General features: G+C 63.6%; 16 protein-coding genes and 1 pseudogene. 6 read left to right on the top strand and 11 right to left on the bottom strand.

All coding sequences use genetic code 11. From position 1 onward, the window contains the following. The first annotated feature begins 40 nt into the window (after positions 1 to 40). Positions 41 to 577: a hypothetical protein gene (locus tag H3Z74_RS14635; protein ID WP_187760345.1), complete on the top strand. Its 537-nt coding sequence runs from the start codon at positions 41 to 43 to the stop codon at positions 575 to 577. A gap of 23 nt (positions 578 to 600) precedes the next feature. Here H3Z74_RS14635 and H3Z74_RS14630 read toward each other — a convergent pair whose 3' ends face one another. The 11 genes and pseudogenes from H3Z74_RS14630 to H3Z74_RS14580 all read right to left on the bottom strand — a co-directional run bounded on the left by H3Z74_RS14630 (position 601) and on the right by H3Z74_RS14580 (position 9,267). Continuing rightward, positions 601 to 1,050 carry a MaoC family dehydratase gene (locus H3Z74_RS14630; RefSeq protein ID WP_187760344.1) on the bottom strand — a complete coding sequence of 150 codons (450 nt, stop codon included), beginning with the start codon at positions 1,048 to 1,050 and terminating at the stop codon, positions 601 to 603. A 59-nt stretch (positions 1,051 to 1,109) separates the two neighbouring features. Then, positions 1,110 to 2,376: pseudogene (locus tag H3Z74_RS14625) on the bottom strand (alkaline phosphatase family protein). Positions 2,377 to 2,429: 53 nt separating this feature from the next. Next, complete coding sequence (gene ychF / locus H3Z74_RS14620) at positions 2,430 to 3,530, bottom strand: redox-regulated ATPase YchF (RefSeq protein WP_187760343.1); 1,101 nt, start codon at positions 3,528 to 3,530, stop codon at positions 2,430 to 2,432. Positions 3,531 to 3,617: 87 nt separating this feature from the next. Then, a complete protein-coding gene (locus H3Z74_RS14615; RefSeq protein WP_187760342.1) occupies positions 3,618 to 4,004 on the bottom strand; it encodes a hypothetical protein in 387 nt (128 codons plus the stop codon). 265 nt (positions 4,005 to 4,269) lie between these two features. Then, positions 4,270 to 4,872, bottom strand: a complete 603-nt coding sequence (locus H3Z74_RS14610; RefSeq protein WP_187760341.1) for a TIGR02466 family protein — start codon at positions 4,870 to 4,872, stop codon at positions 4,270 to 4,272. Next, on the bottom strand, positions 4,869 to 5,441 hold the full coding sequence (gene pth, locus H3Z74_RS14605; RefSeq protein ID WP_187760340.1) for an aminoacyl-tRNA hydrolase: 573 nt from the start codon (positions 5,439 to 5,441) through the stop codon (positions 4,869 to 4,871). Before pth ends, H3Z74_RS14610 begins: the two co-directional genes overlap by 4 nt. A 123-nt stretch (positions 5,442 to 5,564) precedes the next feature. Beyond that, positions 5,565 to 6,266 (bottom strand): 50S ribosomal protein L25/general stress protein Ctc, encoded by a 702-nt coding sequence (locus H3Z74_RS14600; protein ID WP_187760339.1) that lies wholly within the window; start codon positions 6,264 to 6,266, stop codon positions 5,565 to 5,567. Positions 6,267 to 6,366: 100 nt separating this feature from the next. Next, complete coding sequence (locus H3Z74_RS14595; protein WP_229726594.1) at positions 6,367 to 7,224, bottom strand: TraB/GumN family protein; 858 nt, start codon at positions 7,222 to 7,224, stop codon at positions 6,367 to 6,369. A 182-nt stretch (positions 7,225 to 7,406) separates the two neighbouring features. Then, a complete protein-coding gene (locus tag H3Z74_RS14590; RefSeq protein ID WP_187760338.1) occupies positions 7,407 to 8,339 on the bottom strand; it encodes a TraB/GumN family protein in 933 nt (310 codons plus the stop codon). A 45-nt stretch (positions 8,340 to 8,384) separates the two neighbouring features. Then, the gene (locus H3Z74_RS14585) at positions 8,385 to 9,065 is read right to left on the bottom strand and encodes a hypothetical protein (RefSeq protein ID WP_187760337.1); all 681 of its coding nucleotides are present in this window, start codon (positions 9,063 to 9,065) and stop codon (positions 8,385 to 8,387) included. After that, a complete protein-coding gene (locus H3Z74_RS14580; RefSeq protein WP_187760336.1) occupies positions 9,055 to 9,267 on the bottom strand; it encodes a helix-turn-helix transcriptional regulator in 213 nt (70 codons plus the stop codon). The genes H3Z74_RS14585 and H3Z74_RS14580 overlap by 11 nt, the downstream gene beginning before the upstream one ends. 491 nt (positions 9,268 to 9,758) lie before the next feature. On the opposite strand from H3Z74_RS14580, the gene H3Z74_RS14575 reads away from it, so the two are divergent. From H3Z74_RS14575 to H3Z74_RS14555, 5 genes are all read left to right on the top strand, one after another. Further along, a complete protein-coding gene (locus H3Z74_RS14575) occupies positions 9,759 to 10,598 on the top strand; it encodes a glycine--tRNA ligase subunit alpha (RefSeq protein ID WP_187764339.1) in 840 nt (279 codons plus the stop codon). Beyond that, positions 10,595 to 12,979 (top strand): glycine--tRNA ligase subunit beta, encoded by a 2,385-nt coding sequence (gene glyS, locus H3Z74_RS14570; RefSeq protein ID WP_187760335.1) that lies wholly within the window; start codon positions 10,595 to 10,597, stop codon positions 12,977 to 12,979. Before H3Z74_RS14575 ends, glyS begins: the two co-directional genes overlap by 4 nt. Before the next feature lie 45 nt (positions 12,980 to 13,024). After that, the gene (gene ppdK / locus H3Z74_RS14565) at positions 13,025 to 15,709 is read left to right on the top strand and encodes a pyruvate, phosphate dikinase (protein WP_187760334.1); all 2,685 of its coding nucleotides are present in this window, start codon (positions 13,025 to 13,027) and stop codon (positions 15,707 to 15,709) included. 312 nt (positions 15,710 to 16,021) lie between these two features. Beyond that, positions 16,022 to 16,597 (top strand): DUF1214 domain-containing protein, encoded by a 576-nt coding sequence (locus H3Z74_RS14560; RefSeq protein ID WP_187760333.1) that lies wholly within the window; start codon positions 16,022 to 16,024, stop codon positions 16,595 to 16,597. Continuing rightward, entirely contained in the window at positions 16,594 to 17,121 is a 528-nt protein-coding gene (locus tag H3Z74_RS14555) for a DUF1254 domain-containing protein (RefSeq protein WP_187760332.1), read from the top strand. The genes H3Z74_RS14560 and H3Z74_RS14555 overlap by 4 nt, the downstream gene beginning before the upstream one ends.

The raw sequence follows: 17,121 nt of genomic DNA, 5'->3' as shown, positions 1-17,121 counted from the left end.
CAAGCGGCCATCTGCCGCACGGATGCTCGGGAGAGTGGCGATGTTTTCACCCCGGATCGGCCTTGCGGCTCTCGCGCTGGCCGCTGCCTTGGGCCTTGGTGGCTGCACCGACGGCTATGGATATAGCGGCGTGTCCCTCGGCTATAATTCGGGCGGCTATGGCGGCTATGACGGCGACTATTACGACGCCGCTTATTATGGTGGTGGCTATGGCGGCGGCTATGGCTGGTACGGCGACTATTATTATCCTGGCACCGGCTATTATGTCTATGACCGCAACCGTCGGCCGCATCGCTGGAACGATGGACAGCGACGCTATTGGGAAGGGCGTCGCGACCGTCGCGGGGACCATCGTCAGATTCGCGACAATTGGCAGAATTTCAACCGTGACCGCGATGCCGGCAATCGTGATGATCGACAGAATCGCTGGGGTGATCGTCAGGCCGTGCGCAATGGCCAGGGAACGCGCGAGCAATTTCGCGGCGATCGCGGTGGAAGCCGCCAGACCTTCCGCCCCGAATCTCGCGGCGACCGGGGCGCCTTGCGGCAGGGCGGCCGCCGCGGGCGGCGCGATTGACCTGCGCGAAGCGAATTCTGTGATCAGGTCTTCGGGCGGGTTTGGACCAGACCGATCGAGGTAAAGGTCATTACCGGCACATTGTCCTGGTTGAGCACCGTCATTTTGGTGCGGAAGCTGCCCATTTCCGGTCGACTTTGCGATGCGCGCTTTTCGAGAACTTCAGTCTCGCACCGTAGCGTATCGCCTGGATAGACCGGCTTCAGCCAGCGTAGCTCGTCCACGCCTGGCGAGCCCAATCCAGCCTGCTTGTTGGCCTTCAAATTGGCCACCACCATCGACATGACCATGCCGCAGGTGTGCCAGCCGCTGGCCGAAAGCCGTCCGAAATGGGTCTTCGCGGCTGCCTCGTCGGAGAGATGGAAGGGTTGTGGATCGAATCTCTCAGCATAGGCGACCACCTCTTCGCGGGTGACCTGGTAGCTGCCGAAGCTGGACTTGGTGCCGATGGCGATGTCTTCGAAATACTGCATGATATCAGTTTCGCAATGAAACTGGCTCAATGCAAGTGTCGAAACGGCTGGTGCCGAATTCAACGCTTCGCCGCATCCCAAGTCGAGGTGCTGCCATCGCCCTTGGGAGGCGTGACACCGAGCAGGTTGAGCGAGCAGCGGCTGGATATCGACATTGTCGAACGCGGGCAGGGCGCGGCCGCTGGCAAAGGCCGGCCCGTTGGCGATAAACAGCGCCGCCATGGCCGGGTCGGCATTGTCATAGCCATGGCTGCCGCCGCTGGAGCTCTCGGTCGGAGCGCTCTTGCTGATCAGCCAGCCGATCTCGGCAAGGCATAGATAAGGGGGCACGCGCGGGTTTGTGCCATAGGCGAACCGCGCGGGGATTTCGGCCTTGCGCCAGCATTGCATATGGTCATGGGGCGCGAGCAGCCGCTTTTCCAATGCCGCTTCGTGCCCGGGAATGGCGGCGAGTGCGGCATAGGGCCCGGACTCGACCATATGATAATCTGCTGGATCGGCAATGCTGTCGAGTGCCACGACCCGATCGCTGCTGGTCGCCGCCATGCCGTGATCGGCCACGATCACAAGATTGACGGGTTGGCCGAGCGCCTTCAGTCCATCGACCAGCGCGCCGATCGTTGCGTCGATCTCGCCGATGGCGGCGGTGGTGCGCTTGTCGTGGGGGCCATAGAGATGGCCTGCCGTATCGATCGTATCGAAATAGAGCGTCACGAAACGTGGCCGGATCGCTGGTGGACGACGCATCCAGTCGATCACCGCAGCGACGCGCTGGTGACCAGACACCGCCTGATTGAACTGCTGCCAGTCATCGGGACGCGTGCCGCCGGTAACCGCGTTAGGCCATTTCGCCGCGCGCGTGCCGCCGACCGGCACATTCGATCCGGGCCAGAACATCGTCGCGGTACGGATGCCGGCCTTGTCCGCTGTTACCCAGAGCGGCTCGGCCTCGTTCCACCAGAACGGATCGTCGGTCGCCATGGTGAAGGTCTCGCCAGGCCGGGCCGGATCCTCCATGGTATTGGCGACGATGCCGTTATGGTCCGGGCGCAGGCCGGTGACGAGCGTATAATGATTGGGGAAGGTCTTCGACGGAAAGGATGGCCGCATTGGCGCGGTCACCCCTTCCGCCGCCAATTTCGACAGGACCGGCGTCACGCCGCGCTCCAGATAATCGGGCCGGAAGCCGTCGATCGACACCAGGATGGTCGCAGGCGCGCGCGTTTCGGCGGTGATGGCGGGGGCCGGCGAGTCGGCGGGCGCGGTGACGCAGGCCTGAAGGGCCACGCATAAAGCGGCGGCGGCGATACGGCCCATCCAGTGCATCCGCGCCTCCCGCTTCAGTCCTGCGTCATCCGTATGACATCATACAGAAGAGCTCAGACATTGAAGCGGAACAGCATCACGTCGCCGTCCTGTACGACATATTCCTTGCCCTCGGAGCGCAGCTTTCCGGCGTCACGTGCACCGCTTTCGCCGCCGAGCGCGACATAATCGTCATACGCGATTGTCTCTGCGCGAATGAAGCCGCGTTCGAAATCGGTGTGGATCTCGCCCGCCGCTTGCGGTGCCTTGGCCCCGACATGGACGGTCCAGGCGCGCGCTTCCTTCGGCCCGACGGTGAAGAAGGTGATCAAATGGAGCAGCGAATAGCCGGCGCGGATCACGCGGGCGAGGCCGGTTTCCTCCAGCCCCAGCTCGGCAAGGAACTCGCCGCGCTCTTCCGGCGCCATGGTGGCGATCTCGGCCTCGATTGCGGCCGAGACGATCACTGCCTCGGCGCCTTCGGCCCTGGCCTTTTCGAACACACGCGCCGACAAGGCGTTGCCGTTGGCGGCATCGCCTTCATCGACGTTGCAGACATAGAGAACCGGCTTGGAGGTGAGCAATTGCGCCTGAGCGAAAACCCGCGCTTCTTCCTCGTCCTTCGGCACGGTCAGCCGCGCCGGCTTGCCTTCGCGCAGCAGCTCAAGCGCCTGGCCGAGCACCGATACGGCGATTTTCGCTTCCTTGTCGCCCTGCGCCGCCTTCTTGGCGAAATTGGGCACGCGTTTTTCAAGGCTTTCCAGGTCGGACAGCATCAGCTCGGTTTCGACCGTCTCGGCATCGGCGATCGGATCGACCTTGCCCTCGACATGGGTAACGTCGCCGTCCTCGAAGCAGCGCAGCACATGGACGACCGCGTCGACCTCACGGATGTTGCCGAGGAACTGGTTGCCGAGGCCTTCGCCCTTCGACGCGCCGCGCACCAGGCCGGCAATGTCGACGAAACCGAGCTGCGTCTCGATGATCTTGGCCGAGCCCGCGATCGCCGCGAGCTTGTCGAGCCGCGGATCGGGTACCGCGACATTGCCGACATTCGGCTCGATCGTGCAGAACGGATAATTTGCCGCCTGCGCCGCGGCCGTCTCCGTCAGCGCGTTGAACAGCGTCGACTTGCCGACATTGGGCAAGCCCACGATACCGCACCGAAAACCCATCTTGTCGCCTTGATCGTCATGAAGCCGGTCCACCCGGCGGTTGGTGACGCGCGATAGGGGGTTCGGACGCCGAGCGCCAGTGCTGCGTTACACGGCGGCGATCGGCTGTTTCACCTCGCCGGCCAACGGGGGCCGCGCGCCGCTGATGGAAATGCCGGTGGCGCGTTCCTTATGCATCTTCGCCAGAGCGAGGTGAACCCGCGCAACCGAAGGGTCGACGGCGCTATGTGCGCGGATCGTTTCCGCCTGCGCGCGTTGCTCGTGATATTCACGATCGTCCAACTGCATAGTCGAATCCTTGTTCGAGTCGTTGGCCCCGGTGAAACCAACTATAGCTGGAATCGCGGCGATCCGCCTTAACATCCGTCTAGTCGATGGCTTCGTTGATGTTGCGTGTTTCATGCCACGCGGGCCAAACGCCTGCATCACGGCGCAGGTCATGCACACAGCGTTGCGCCGGTAGTGCTGCAGCAATGCTGTTTTCCACACTGAGAAAGAGCGCGCCGGTTTCCGTCGGCAGGGGTGAGATACCCGTTCCCGTGTCATGGTTGAATCACGCTCAGCGCGGGGTTGCAGAGGCAGCGCCGTGAAGCTGGATGGCGAGATATGGGACACCGGAATGTTCCATATCTCAGCCCATGCTTCGACGAGATTTCGTAAAATATTATTTATATATCAACTACTTATGAACAAAAATTGCAGATGGCGCATATCTGCCGTTCCGGGGCGAAGCTCGGCCTCAGCGATAGTTGAAGCTGATGCTGATCCGTTCGTTCTTGGCAGTGCCCGGCGGCACTTCGTGGCGCAGCCAGCTTTCCCACAGCAACACGCTGCCTTCTTCCGGCGCGACATAGACGAAGCTGCGCAGATCCTCGGGCGCTTCCTCGTCACGGGTCGGTGCCGCCATCATCAGCGGCAGGCGCGGATCTTCGAGCTTGAGCGGCCCGGCGCCCGGCGGGACCGCGATATAAACCGTGCCAGAGACGACCGAATGCGGGTGGATGTGCCCGGAATGCGTGCCGCCGGGTTTGAGAATGTTGACCCACAGGCTGTCGAGCTTGAGCTTGCGCCCGCCCAGATCGAACGCGCAGTCCGTAGCAAAGGCGGCGACATGCTTGTTGAGCCGCTTGACCAGTTCGCCAAAGGTTGGATCGCGCAGTGGCAGGTCGTTAAGCGAGGCATAGGAGGTATAGCCGCGATAGCCATGCTCCTTCGACCAGGCGCGCCCGGCGCGGTCGTCCTCGGCAAGCATGCGACAGGCGTGATCCAGTTCCTCGACGAACAGGGCGTCATTCAGCGCGCCTTCGTAGAAGCGGGTCGCGAACAGGCTGCGGCTGGTCATGAATCGGCGAGCCGGAGCGCGACATCGCTCATGAAGCGCGCATCATCGCCCTTGGCGAGCCAGGGAGCCTCGGCCGAAACTGCGCCTAGCAGGTCGGAGAGCGGGTCCATTTCCACCTTGGCATAATTGCCCAGCACATGGCCGTGCACGCGGTCCTTATGACCGGGATGGCCGATGCCGATCCGCACACGGCGGAAATCGGGGCCGAGATGCTGGTCGATCGATTTCAGGCCATTATGACCCGCGGTGCCGCCGCCGGTCTTCACCTTGACGCGAAAGGCATCGAGATCGAGCTCGTCATGGAACACGGTCAGCGCGTCCATCTCGAGCTTGAAGAAGCGCAGCGCCTCGCCGACACTGCGGCCGCTTTCGTTCATGAAGGTGGCGGGCTTGAGCAGCAGGATCTTCTCGCCCCCGACCCGGCCTTCCTGGGTCCAGCCCTGGAACTGTTTCTTGATCGGCGCAAAATCATACAGGTCGGCGAGCGTGTCGGCGATCATGAAGCCGACATTGTGCCGGTTGAGCGCGTATTGCGCACCGGGATTACCAAGGCCGACCCAGAGTTGCATTCGATCTTCCTGAGGCAAGGAAAACAGGGAGGCAAGAAAAAGGGCAGGGGAAGTGGTCTTTTCGACCAGCCTCCCGCTGCCCTCTTCCAACCCTCTCCGGTAGCGAAGAGGGTCAATGTCCGATTACTCGGCCTTTTCGCCTTCAGCGGCATCGTCGCCAGCTTCAGCGGCTTCAGCCTCAGCGGCTTCCGCTTCGGACTCGGCAGCCTGTGCTTCCGCAACGGCGGCATCGGCTTCTTCGTCCTCGACGGTCGGCACGGTCGGCGGCACGATCGTCGCGATGGTGAAGTCGCGGTCGGTGATCGCCGAGGTCACGCCCTTGGGCAGTGCCACGTCGGAGATGTGGATCGCGTCGCCGATTTCGCGGCCCGCGAGCGAGATGGTGATCTCGTCCGGGATATGGGCCGCATCGCACACCAGCTCGAGCTCATGCTTGACGATGTTGAGGACGCCATTGCCCTTCTTGATGCCGGGCGCTTCCTCTTCGTCGGTGAAGACGACGGGAACGTTGACGTGAACGGTGGTGTGCTCACCGATGCGCAGGAAGTCGACATGCACGGGCCGGTCAGAGACGGCGTCGAACGCGACATCCTTGGGCAACGTGCGGATCGCCTTGCCACCGGCATCGATCATCACGACCGAATTCATGAAGTGACCCGTCATCAGGAGGCGCATCAGCGCCTTTTCCTCGACGTGGATCGACTGGGGATCTTGCTTGTTGCCGTAAATGACGGCGGGTACGCGGCCTTCGCGACGCAGCGAACGGGAGGCTCCCTTGCCAACCTGTTCACGCGTCTCGGCTGCGAGCGTCAGCTGTTCGCTCATGTTCTTGCTCCGAAATACGTTATGGTGCTTCCCGTCAGGCCTCCAGGGATGACCCTGACCGGAAGCGCGGCGCTATAGGGGAGCGGCGGGCAAGAAGCAACTATTGCACGCGCTCGACCGTCAGACCCTGTGCCTGCAGCATTGCGACGACCGATCTGTCGCCCGCCAGATGTCCGGCGCCCACCGCGATCAGGACCTTGCCGGGCGCGTTCATGCGGCGCGCAATCCAGCCCGACCAGCGCCGGTTGCGGTCGATCACCAGGGTGTTTTCGAGCGCGGGAGCGCCACGAAAGCCGGGCTCGAAGGTGGCGGCGATCCGGGCCGTGTCGCCGCTGCGCCATGCCGCCAGCGTCCGGCGATAGCCATCGGATCGCTCGACCGCGCGCAGCAGCAGGACGCGCTGCGCCGCTTCGGGCAGGGCATCGAACATCGCCAATTGCCCGGCCTGGGTTTCCAGCGCGCGGCGCGGCTTGCCGGCCGATGCGAAGCGCAGTGCCACCACCGCCTCGACACCATTGTCGATCGTCGCGCCCATCGCGCGGCTCTCGCCGCCGCTGAGCGTGGCCGCTGCCGCCCAGCTCTTCATCCCGTCGAGCGTTTCGGTGGAGATACCGGCGGCGTGGGCCGCCTGAGCCAGATGATCGCGCTGCCCGGGCGGTACCCGGTCCGCCACCGGCGGCAAGCCATCCGCCCGGGTTGCTGCTGCGAACGCCGCCGCCGCCTGTTCGGGCGGCTGCGCCGGTATTTCGGTCACCAGCATATCGGCGCCATCGATCGCCGCATCGATCGCCGGCGTCTCCCATCGCACATTAGGCGGCAGGACATGGACCGTGCCGAGCAGCCAGATCGTCGTGTCGGCATCCTGTACCCGCCACAGCGCCGGCCGCGCCTCAAGCGCGGGCCGGTCGCAGGCGGTGGCGAGCAGCGCGAGCGCTGCCGCCAGCAAGGGCCGTATCATCGTTAGAGCCGCATGGGACTGGGTGGAATCCCCTCTCACCGTCCGGGCTGCTCCACCACCCCCGTTCACCCTGAGCTTGTCGAAGGGCACGCGCAGCGTATGGGCTTCGACAGGCTCAGCCCGAACGGAGGGAAGAAGGCGATTCCTCCCAAGTCGGAACCGCTCTGGAGGAAGGCTGAGGATCAATGCAGGACCCGCGTGGCCTTCAATCCATAGCGGGCGAGCTGGTGCTGCACGCTGTCCGGCCCGGCGAGATGGCCGGCGCCGACCGCGACGAACACGGTGCCCGGCTGCTTCATGCGATCGGCGATCACCGTCGCCCAGCGCTGGTTGCGGTTCTTCAGCAGCACGTCATAGAGCGCGCGCGAATCCTTCAGGTCCTCGTTCATCATCTGGCCGAGCTTCACATCCTCGCCCTTGCTCCAATAGCCGAGCATTTCATTGAGCTTCGGGCCGAACTCCTCTGCTTCCTCGATGCTGCTCATCAGGAACACGACCTGTGCGGCCTCCGGCAGCGTGTCGAAATAACCGAGCTGCTGCGTCATGGTCTCGAAGCCCGACAGGCGCTTGCCCGACGCCTTGGCCGCTTTGGTCAGCTGCGCTTCGGTACCGTCCTCGGCGCTGAAGCCCGCCTTCTGCATCGCCATCTGCGACAGCATGATGCTGACGAACCACGGGTCATATTGCTCTACCGCGGCCGGCGGCAGGCCAAGCTTGGTCATGCCGGCAGTATAGGCCGCGCGCTTCGCCTCGGGAATCTTGTCGGACAGCTTCTTGCCGCTGGGATCGATCGCAAGCGGCATGACGATCTTCTGCGCCTCGGCCGGTTCCGGCATATTGAGTTCGAGCACGACCTGGTCGCTGGCATCGAACGCGGTCTTCACCGCGCCGTCGAACCAGTCGAGATTGGGCTTCAGCGCGTGGAAGGTGCCGAACAGATAGATGGTGGTGTCCTTGTCCTTGACCACCCACAAGGCCGGGTCGGCTTCGACCTTGGCGACAGTGGAGGCCGGAGTCGCCACCTGGGCCTGCGCCGGCGTGGCGGGCGCGGTCTGCGCCAGGGCGGACGTCGCGGACAGGGTTGCCGCGATCAGCGCGGCGACGAAACGTTTCATGCAGTGATCCTTCTATACGGGCAGGCAGATGGGGATGGGCGTGCGCTAGCGGAAGCGGCGCCACAAAAAGGTTATGATCGTGACCAGCATGGTGAGCAGGAACACGGCGTCGCCGTCCGGGGCGCGGGTCAATTCGACCTTGCCCAGCGCCCACCAGCAGATCCACAGCGCTGCGTAGAAATTGATCCCGATCAGCCCGGCCCATTTATTGGCATCGACCTCCAGCTCATCGACGGTGGTGAAATATTTCCACGAGCCCCATGTCAAAGTGATCACGAATGCCGCTACTGCAACCATCGCCATGACCCGCATGGTGGGCGTGGTGAGGTTGAAATCATTGACCGACAGCATGAGGCCGATGGCCGCGCCGGTGAGGCCACCGCCCAGCATCAGGCCACCGATCACGCGGTTATATTTGCGCCGATTGTCCCAGAACCGGGCCAACCCGGCCTTGCTGCCTTCATCGAGACCGTCATATTCGGGCTCGGCGGCGGTGAAATATTTCCACGCTGCCCCCATCACGATGACCATGAACGCCACCGCTGCGATCAGCTGCACATAGTGCAGATAAGAGGAGGGCGGCCCGGATTCATTGGCGGCCGTCATGTAGCCGATCACGCCGCCGCACAGCATCAGGGCGCCGATGATGGCGAAATATCTGCGCCGGATGCCCCTGAACCGGGTCTGCTCGGCGCTGTGCTGTTTCTCGCGACCGTCATGCGTCATGGCTATTCCCCGTATCGTCATGGAAAATGTCCTCGATAGGCATTTGAAACAGCCGCCCGATCCGGAATGCCAGCGGGAGCGAGGGATCATATTTCCCCGTCTCAATCGCGTTGACCGCCTGGCGTGAGACGTCGAGGCGCCCGGCCAGCTCGGCCTGACTCCAGTCGCGCTCGGCGCGCAGCACCTTGAGCCGATTTTTCACTGTTCGCCTTGTCATCCTCACCTGACCGAATGTCAGGTGACCATGACTAAATGTCAGCGATTCGATGCTATGTCAACAACACCTGACAAAAAGATGCGTGTGGCTGACTTTTGCGGTAATCCGATCGACCGCCGCATTCCCCTGATGAACATTGCTCGTTGACGTCATCCTGCTGGGTCTCCGGCGCACATGTCGCGTGTGACGCACGAAGCCATTCGGCCGACCATCTGAATCAAGCAGACGCGGACACACTCAAAAAGCATTTTCACGGAGAAATTCCCGTAGCTGCGGGAAAATGGAACACTGGCACATTGTACCAAAGTGCTTCGGAAGGGGATGATCGAGTCGATTCAAATCGCGCCGGTCGATCCGTGCCAGTTGACCCTAAAGAGGCCATGCGCCAAAGCGGCGGCGCTTTTTATCCCGCACTTGCGAAGGGTTTCCGCCGCGTGACCGCTGGTCCCGACACCAAGCCGCTGAGCTTTCAGCGCATGATCCTGAAGCTCCATGATTATTGGAGCGATCATGGCTGCCTCATCCTGCAGCCGTACGACATGGAAATGGGCGCGGGCACCTTCCATACCGCGACGACATTGCGCGCGCTCGGCCCCGATGCGTGGAACGCCGCGTTCGTGCAGCCGTGCCGCCGCCCGACCGATGGCCGCTATGGCGAGAACCCCAACCGGCTGCAGCATTATTACCAGTATCAGGTGATCCTGAAGCCGAGCCCGCCGAACCTGCAGGAACTCTATCTCGGCAGCCTCGCCGCGATCGGCATCGATTTCACCCATCACGACATCCGCTTCGTCGAGGACGATTGGGAAAGCCCGACGCTCGGCGCCTGGGGGCTTGGCTGGGAAGTCTGGTGCGACGGAATGGAAGTGACTCAGTTCACCTATTTCCAGCAGATGGGCGGATTCGACTGCAAGCCGGTCGCGGGCGAGCTGACCTATGGGTTGGAACGCCTTGCCATGTATCTGCAGAACAAGGATTCGATCTACGACCTCGCCTATAACGACGCGGGCGTAAGCTATGGCGACGTGTTCCTCGAAAACGAGATCGAGCAATCGACCTGGAATTTCGAAGTGGCGAACACCGACACGCTGTTCGACCTGTTCCGCAAGGCGACCGCCGAATGCGAGAATTGCCTCGAAGCGAAGCTGCCGATCCCTGCTTATGAGCAGGCGATCAAGGCGAGCCATGTGTTCAACCTGCTCCAGGCGCGCGGGGTGATCTCGGTCGCGGAACGCCAGGCCTATATGGGCCGGGTGCGCGATCTCGCGAAGGGCAGTTGCCAGGCGTGGATGGACAAGAACGGATGGGCGGCGTGACCGACTTTCTTCTGGAACTTCGTTCGGAAGAGATTCCGGCGCGCATGCAGGACAAGGCGCGTGGCGATCTGGCGCGCTTGTTCGCGGCCGAACTCGACAAGGCCGGCCTGAAAGCTGGCGCACTTGAAACGCTTGCCACGCCGCGCCGCTTGACCCTGATCGCCCGCGACCTGCCGCTTCAGACCGAAGCGGTGTCGGAAGAGACCAAGGGCCCGAAGACCAGCGCGCCGCCCCAGGCGCTCGAAGGCTTTCTGCGCAAGACCGGCCTGACCCGGGACCAGCTGACCGAGCGCGACGGCATTTATTTCGCGGTGGTCGAAAAGCCGGGCCGCGCGACCGCCGATGTGCTGGCCGAGGCGATTCCGGCGATCATCCGCGCCTTCCCATGGCCGAAATCGATGCGCTGGGGTGATGCCTCGGCCTCGACCGAAAGTCTCAAATGGGTTCGTCCGCTCCAGGGCATCGTCGCTTTGCTCGGCGAGACCGTGGTGCCGTGCGAGATTGCCGGGATCGCGTCGGGCGCGACCACGGTCGGCCATCGTTTCCACGCACCGGGCGCGATCGCCATCACCAGCGCGGCGACTTATGCCGAACAGCTGCGCGATGCGCATGTCATTGTCGACCAAGCCGAACGCCGCCAGATCATCGCGCTTGGCGCGACCATGGCCGCGCGCAAGGCTGGGCTGGAACTGATCCAGGACGAGGGGCTGCTGACCGAGAATGCCGGGCTGACCGAATGGCCGGTGCCGTTGCTCGGGCGCTTCGACGAAGCGTTTCTGGCGGTGCCGCCGGAAGTGATCCAGCTGACGGCGCGCGTGAACCAGAAATATTTCGTGTGCCGCGATGCTGAGGGCAAGCTCGCCAATGCCTTCGTGTGCACCGCCAATATCGACGCGGCCGATGGTGGCGCGAAGATCATCGACGGCAACCGCAAGGTACTGGCGGCGCGGCTGTCCGACGCGAAATTCTTCTACGAGACCGATCTGAAAGTGCCGCTCGAGGAGCAAGCGGCGAAGCTCGACCGCATCGTGTTCCATGAGAAGCTCGGTACGGTCGCGGACAAGGTCGACCGCGTGGCGAAGCTGGCACGGTGGCTGGTCGAGGAAGGGATTGTCGGCGCCGATCCGACCACCCGTCATCCCCGCGAAAGCGGGGATCCCGCTTCTTCTGCTTCTACCGCCGCGCCCGCGGAAACCGCGCAAGGCAGCGGGATCCCCGCTTTCGCGGGGATGACGGCGGAGGAACGGGCGCGGCTCGCCGATATGGCCGAACGCGCCGCACGCCTGTGCAAGGCCGATCTCGTCACCGGCATGGTCGGCGAATTCCCCGAACTGCAGGGCCTGATGGGCGGCTATTACGCCACCGCGCAGGGCGAACCCGTCGAGGTCGCCGAGGCGATCCGCGATCATTACAAGCCGGTCGGGCAGGGCGATGACGTACCGACCGCGCCGGTCACGGTGGCGGTGTCGCTGGCGGATAAGTTGGATACCGTGACTGCATTCTTTTTAATGCGGGAGCCTCCCACTGGCTCAAAAGATCCATACGCACTTCGGCGTGCAATGCTCGGAATCGTTGCGCTGCTGACGTCGATCAACCTGCGTGCCAATTTTGTAGTTATGGCCGGACAGATTCTGTTGGCATTTCAAGATCAAATTAAGAAAGAACTCGAAGATAGCGTTAGCGAACTTTCGGCGGACGTAGAACTAGGAAGAGAGTGGAATCGGGTACTAGCCTTTGTTAATGAAAATAAACTCCTAAAGGCTTTCGATATTATTAAAGACGTGCATAGATATGCCGACCGTAAGCGCAGATTTGAAGTAATAAGCTCGTTGATCGGCGGAGACGCTCAGGAGCAGTTGAGAATTTTGCAAAGTGAATATGATTTCGCATTGGACCGCCTCAAGGTCCAGCAACGCGAAGCCGGCGTCCGTCATGACCTGATCGATGCGGTATTCGCGCTCGGTGGCGAGGACGATCTCGTCCGCCTGCTCGCCCGCGTCCATGCGCTGCAATCCTTCGTCACGACCGAGGATGGCACCAACCTGCTCGCCGGCTACAAGCGCGCCGCCAACATCCTCAAGAAGGAAGGCTTTACCGCCGCCGAGGATAAGGATGTGGCGTATGATCGCGATCCGGCTGAAGGCGCACTGGTCGCTGCGCTCGATTCCGCTGAGCCGCGTGCGCGTGACGCCGTGGCGGCGGAGGAGTTCGAGGGAGCGATGGCGGCATTGGCGAGCCTGAGAGGGCCGATCGACCAGTTCTTCGAAGAGGTGACGGTCAATGATCCCGATCCGGACAAGCGCACCGCGCGGCTCGCCTTGCTCGCCCGGGTTCGCGATGCGGTCCATTCGGTCGCTGATTTTTCGAAGATCGAGGGCTGACCGGGTCGAGCCCAAACGCGCATGCTTAAAAATGGGGACGAGTGAATGACGCAGTACGTCTACCGCTTCGGCGGCGGAGTTTCCGACGGGGGCAAGGGCGACAAGAATCTGCTCGGCGGCAAGGGTGCGAACCTTGCCGAGATGGCCTCGATCGGCCTGCCGGTGCCGCCGGGCTTCACCATCTCGACCGAATTCTGCGAAGTCTATTATGACGAAGGCCGCGCCTTTCCACAGGCGCTGCGCGACGAAGTTGCCACCGGCATCGCCCATATCGAGGGCGTGACGGGCAAGAAGTTCGGCGACGCAGGCGACCCGCTGCTCGTTTCGGTCCGCTCCGGCGCGCGCGCGTCGATGCCGGGCATGATGGATACGGTGCTCAACCTCGGCCTCAACGACGAAACGGTGAAGGGCCTGGCCGCCACCTCGGGCGACGACCGTTTCGCCTGGGACAGCTATCGCCGCTTCATCCAGATGTACGCCGATGTGGTGCTCGAACTCGACCATGGCAGCTTTGAGGAAGCGCTCGAGATCGCCAAGGAAGACAAGGGTTATTATCTCGACACGGAGCTGACCGCCGAGGACCTGCAGGCGCTGGTCGCCGAGTACAAGGCGCTGGTCGAGGCGCAGTGGAACAAGCCCTTCCCGCAGGACGTGCATGACCAGCTGTGGGGCGCGGTCGGTGCGGTGTTCGGATCGTGGCAGTCGGAGCGCGCCAAGGTCTATCGCCGTCTGAACGACATTCCCGCAGCCTGGGGCACGGCCGTGAACGTGCAGGCGATGGTGTTCGGCAATATGGGCGATACCTCAGCGACGGGCGTGGCGTTCACGCGCGACCCGGCCAAGGGCGACCGGGCTTATTATGGCGAATTCCTGATCAATGCGCAGGGCGAGGATGTCGTCGCGGGCATCCGTACACCGCAATATCTGACGAAGGCGGCGCGCGAGACCGCCAATGCCAAGCCGGCCTCGATGGAAGAAGCGATGCCGGTCGTGTTCGGTGAGTTGGCCAAGGTGTTCGACCTGCTCGAGACGCATTACCGCGACATGCAGGACATCGAGTTCACCGTACAGCAGGGCAAGCTCTGGATGCTGCAGACCCGCTCGGGCAAGCGCACCGCCAAAGCCGCGCTGAAGATCGCGGTCGATATGGCCGAGGAAGGCCTGATCACGCGCGAGGAAGCGGTCGCGCGGGTCGATCCGCAGGCGCTCGATCAGCTGCTCCATCCGACGCTCGATCCGAATGCGGTGCGCGATGTGCTGACCAAGGGGCTGCCGGCATCGCCGGGGGCGGCCAGCGGCATGGCGGTGTTCGACAGCGACACGGCAGAGAAGCGTGCTGCGGCAGGCGAGAGCGTGATCCTGATCCGGGTCGAGACCTCGCCCGAGGATATCCACGGCATGCACGCGGCGAAGGGCATCCTGACCGCGCGCGGCGGCATGACCAGCCATGCGGCAGTGGTCGCGCGCGGCATGGGGCGCCCCTGCGTCTCGGGCGCCGGAACGATCTCGATCGATGCCAAGGCCGGCGTGATGCGCGTCGGCACCGGCAGTGCCGGGCGCGAAATACGCGAAGGCGACACGATCACCATCGACGGCACCACCGGCGAAGTGATGGCTGGCGCCGTGCCGACCGTGCAGCCCGAGCTGTCGGGCGATTTCGGTACGTTGATGGTGTGGGCCGATGGCGTTCGTCGCTTGAGGGTGCGCGCCAATGCGGAAACGCCGCTCGACGCCCGGGTCGCGCGCGAGTTCGGCGCCGAGGGTATCGGCCTGTGCCGCACCGAGCATATGTTCTTCGACGCCGCGCGCATCACCGCGGTGCGCCAGATGATCCTCGCCGAGGATGAGAAGGGCCGTCGGATCGCGCTCGAGAAGTTGCTGCCTGAACAGCGCGCCGACTTCATCCAGCTGTTCGAGGTGATGGCGGGCCTACCGGTCACCATCCGTTTGCTCGATCCGCCGCTGCACGAATTCCTGCCGCATGAGGAAAGCGAGTTCGCCGAAGTCGCCGCCGCCGCCGGGGTCGATGTCGACATCCTCAAGCGCCGCGCCGCCGAACTGCACGAATTCAACCCGATGCTTGGCCATCGCGGTTGCCGGCTCGGCGTGACCTATCCCGAAATCTACGAGATGCAGGCGCGTGCCATTTTCGAGGCAGCTGTGGAGGTCGCCGACAAATCGGGTGATGCGCCAATCCCCGAAGTGATGATCCCGCTGGTCGCCACGCGGCGCGAGCTCGAGCTGATGAAGGTCGTGGTCGACAAGGCGGCGCAAGCGGTGTTTGCCGACAAGGGCCGCACGATCGAATATCTCGTCGGCACGATGATCGAGCTGCCGCGCGCCGCGCTGATGGCAGGCGAAATCGCTGAGATCGGTGAGTTCTTTTCCTTTGGTACCAATGACCTGACTCAGACCACACTGGGCGTTAGCCGCGACGATGCGGCGCGCTTCCTGACGACCTATGTCGAGCGCGGCATCTACGCCAAGGATCCGTTCGTCAGCCTTGATGTCGAGGGCGTCGGGCAGCTGATCGAGATCGCGGCGGAGCGGGGCAGGGCAGCGCGCCCGGGCATCAAGCTCGGCATTTGCGGCGAGCATGGCGGAGACCCGGCGTCGATCGCGTTCTGCGAAAGCATTGGGCTCGATTATGTCAGCGCCTCGCCTTACCGCGTACCGATCGCGCGACTGGCGGCGGCACAGGCGGCGCTTAGGGTTCAGACCCACAACTAAAGAGGGTCGAGACAGCCTTGTCCGGGACGCTGTGGGAGGAGGGGCGCGCTAAACGGGGCTGTTCCCGTTCGAGCGTTCCGACGCGCCACAGTGCCCGGACAAGGCTGCCCCGAAGGAGTGGGACGAAAAGGGCCGCTGGAGCGGTCGGGCGCTTGCCAGATAGACACCGCCATCCGGCGGCGCGCCCTCTCTCCCAGCGACCCTTTTCGTCTCCATCTCGACCTCATTAGTTATGGGTCTGAACCCTAAATAGGCTGGTCTGCCCCGCGCTTTTCGCGCAGTCTCCCGCTCAGGGCAGGGGGAGACAGCGCCATGTGGCCATGGGCGAGATATGCGATCACCGGCGTCATCGGCATCCTCATCGGTTCCGGCGGTGCGGTCTGGAGCGTTCGCGCAGGCGCACTCGGCGGCGCCACGGCGATCGGGCCCTGGACCACCGGCAAGGATTACGGCACCGCCGCGGCCAGTGCGAAAACCCGTGCGGTGGTGGCGTTGCGCGGGTTGCTCGCACTGCCGGCAACCGAGACGCGCTATTACAACGCCGCGACGGATGATGCCGGCCGGCCGCTCGACGGCAAATGCCGCTATCTCGTGATGGGCGGTGCCTTGCCGGTCAAATGGTGGAGCCTGACGCTCTACGATCCACAGGGCTATCTCGTCGCCAATCCGGCGAACATCTGGTCGATCGGCAGCGCCGCGCTGCCGGCACCGGAGCAGGCGCAGTGGCTGGTGACGATCGCGCCTGACCGGCAGCCGGGGCACTGGCTGCCGACTGGCAAGCCCGGACGGTTCGAACTCACGCTGCGCGCCTATCTGCCCGCCGATCGCGGCGCCGCTAATTTCACCCGCGATCAATTGCCCAGCATCGTGCGGGAGGCCTGCGCATGACGCGTCGCTGGACCTTGCCGCTGATGTTCGGAATTCTGCTTGGAGTCACCGCCTGGCAGGTGACCCTGATCGCCACGCCGCGCATGCTGATGTGGCTCGCGGTGAAGCGCGTCGCGTCGATCGGCGGCTTCAACCAGATGAAGCACACGCCGCTCGCCACCGCGGCCTCGCGCACCATCGTTCGGCCGAGCCCTGACCTCGCCTATTCCTCCTGCCCCTATGACCTTTCCCACGGCCCGGTGCTGATCGAGGCGACGCCGGTTACGGCACCCTATTGGTCGCTGTCGATCTTCGATGCGAACACCAATGCCGTATTCGTGCGCAACGACGCCGGGGGCATGCGCAAGCCGCTGCGCATCGCCATTGCACGCGCCGGGCAATCGATCCCGGCGGGGGCCGAGACTGTGCGAGTCGATGGCAATCGCGGCGTGGCGTTGATCCGCATCCTGATCGAGAACCGCGCCAATTTCACGCCGATCGATGCGGCGCGGCGATCGGCGCGCTGCTCGGCAGTGACGGGCTGA

Source organism: Sphingomonas alpina, assembly GCF_014490665.1.
In the GTDB taxonomy this organism is placed as follows: Bacteria; Pseudomonadota; Alphaproteobacteria; order Sphingomonadales; family Sphingomonadaceae; genus Sphingomonas; species Sphingomonas alpina.
Note: the sequence above shows the minus strand (reverse complement) of the source record. Positions and strands in the feature narration are given on the sequence as shown.

Bases quoted from the DNA above. Each gene is read 5' to 3' on its own strand.
- pth (WP_187760340.1), bottom strand. From the start codon at position 5,441: ATGCAACTCTGGGTCGGCCTTGGTAATCCCGGTGCGCAATACGCGCTC.
- H3Z74_RS14560 (WP_187760333.1), top strand. From the start codon at position 16,022: ATGTGGCCATGGGCGAGATATGCGATCACCGGCGTCATCGGCATCCTC.
- H3Z74_RS14590 (WP_187760338.1), bottom strand. From the start codon at position 8,339: ATGAAACGTTTCGTCGCCGCGCTGATCGCGGCAACCCTGTCCGCGACG.
- H3Z74_RS14595 (WP_229726594.1), bottom strand. From the start codon at position 7,224: ATGATACGGCCCTTGCTGGCGGCAGCGCTCGCGCTGCTCGCCACCGCC.
- H3Z74_RS14630 (WP_187760344.1), bottom strand. From the start codon at position 1,050: ATGCAGTATTTCGAAGACATCGCCATCGGCACCAAGTCCAGCTTCGGC.
- H3Z74_RS14575 (WP_187764339.1), top strand. From the start codon at position 9,759: ATGATCCTGAAGCTCCATGATTATTGGAGCGATCATGGCTGCCTCATC.
- H3Z74_RS14600 (WP_187760339.1), bottom strand. From the start codon at position 6,266: ATGAGCGAACAGCTGACGCTCGCAGCCGAGACGCGTGAACAGGTTGGC.
- H3Z74_RS14610 (WP_187760341.1), bottom strand. From the start codon at position 4,872: ATGACCAGCCGCAGCCTGTTCGCGACCCGCTTCTACGAAGGCGCGCTG.
- H3Z74_RS14555 (WP_187760332.1), top strand. From the start codon at position 16,594: ATGACGCGTCGCTGGACCTTGCCGCTGATGTTCGGAATTCTGCTTGGA.
- ychF (WP_187760343.1), bottom strand. From the start codon at position 3,530: ATGGGTTTTCGGTGCGGTATCGTGGGCTTGCCCAATGTCGGCAAGTCG.
- H3Z74_RS14585 (WP_187760337.1), bottom strand. From the start codon at position 9,065: ATGACGCATGACGGTCGCGAGAAACAGCACAGCGCCGAGCAGACCCGG.
- H3Z74_RS14635 (WP_187760345.1), top strand. From the start codon at position 41: ATGTTTTCACCCCGGATCGGCCTTGCGGCTCTCGCGCTGGCCGCTGCC.
- ppdK (WP_187760334.1), top strand. From the start codon at position 13,025: ATGACGCAGTACGTCTACCGCTTCGGCGGCGGAGTTTCCGACGGGGGC.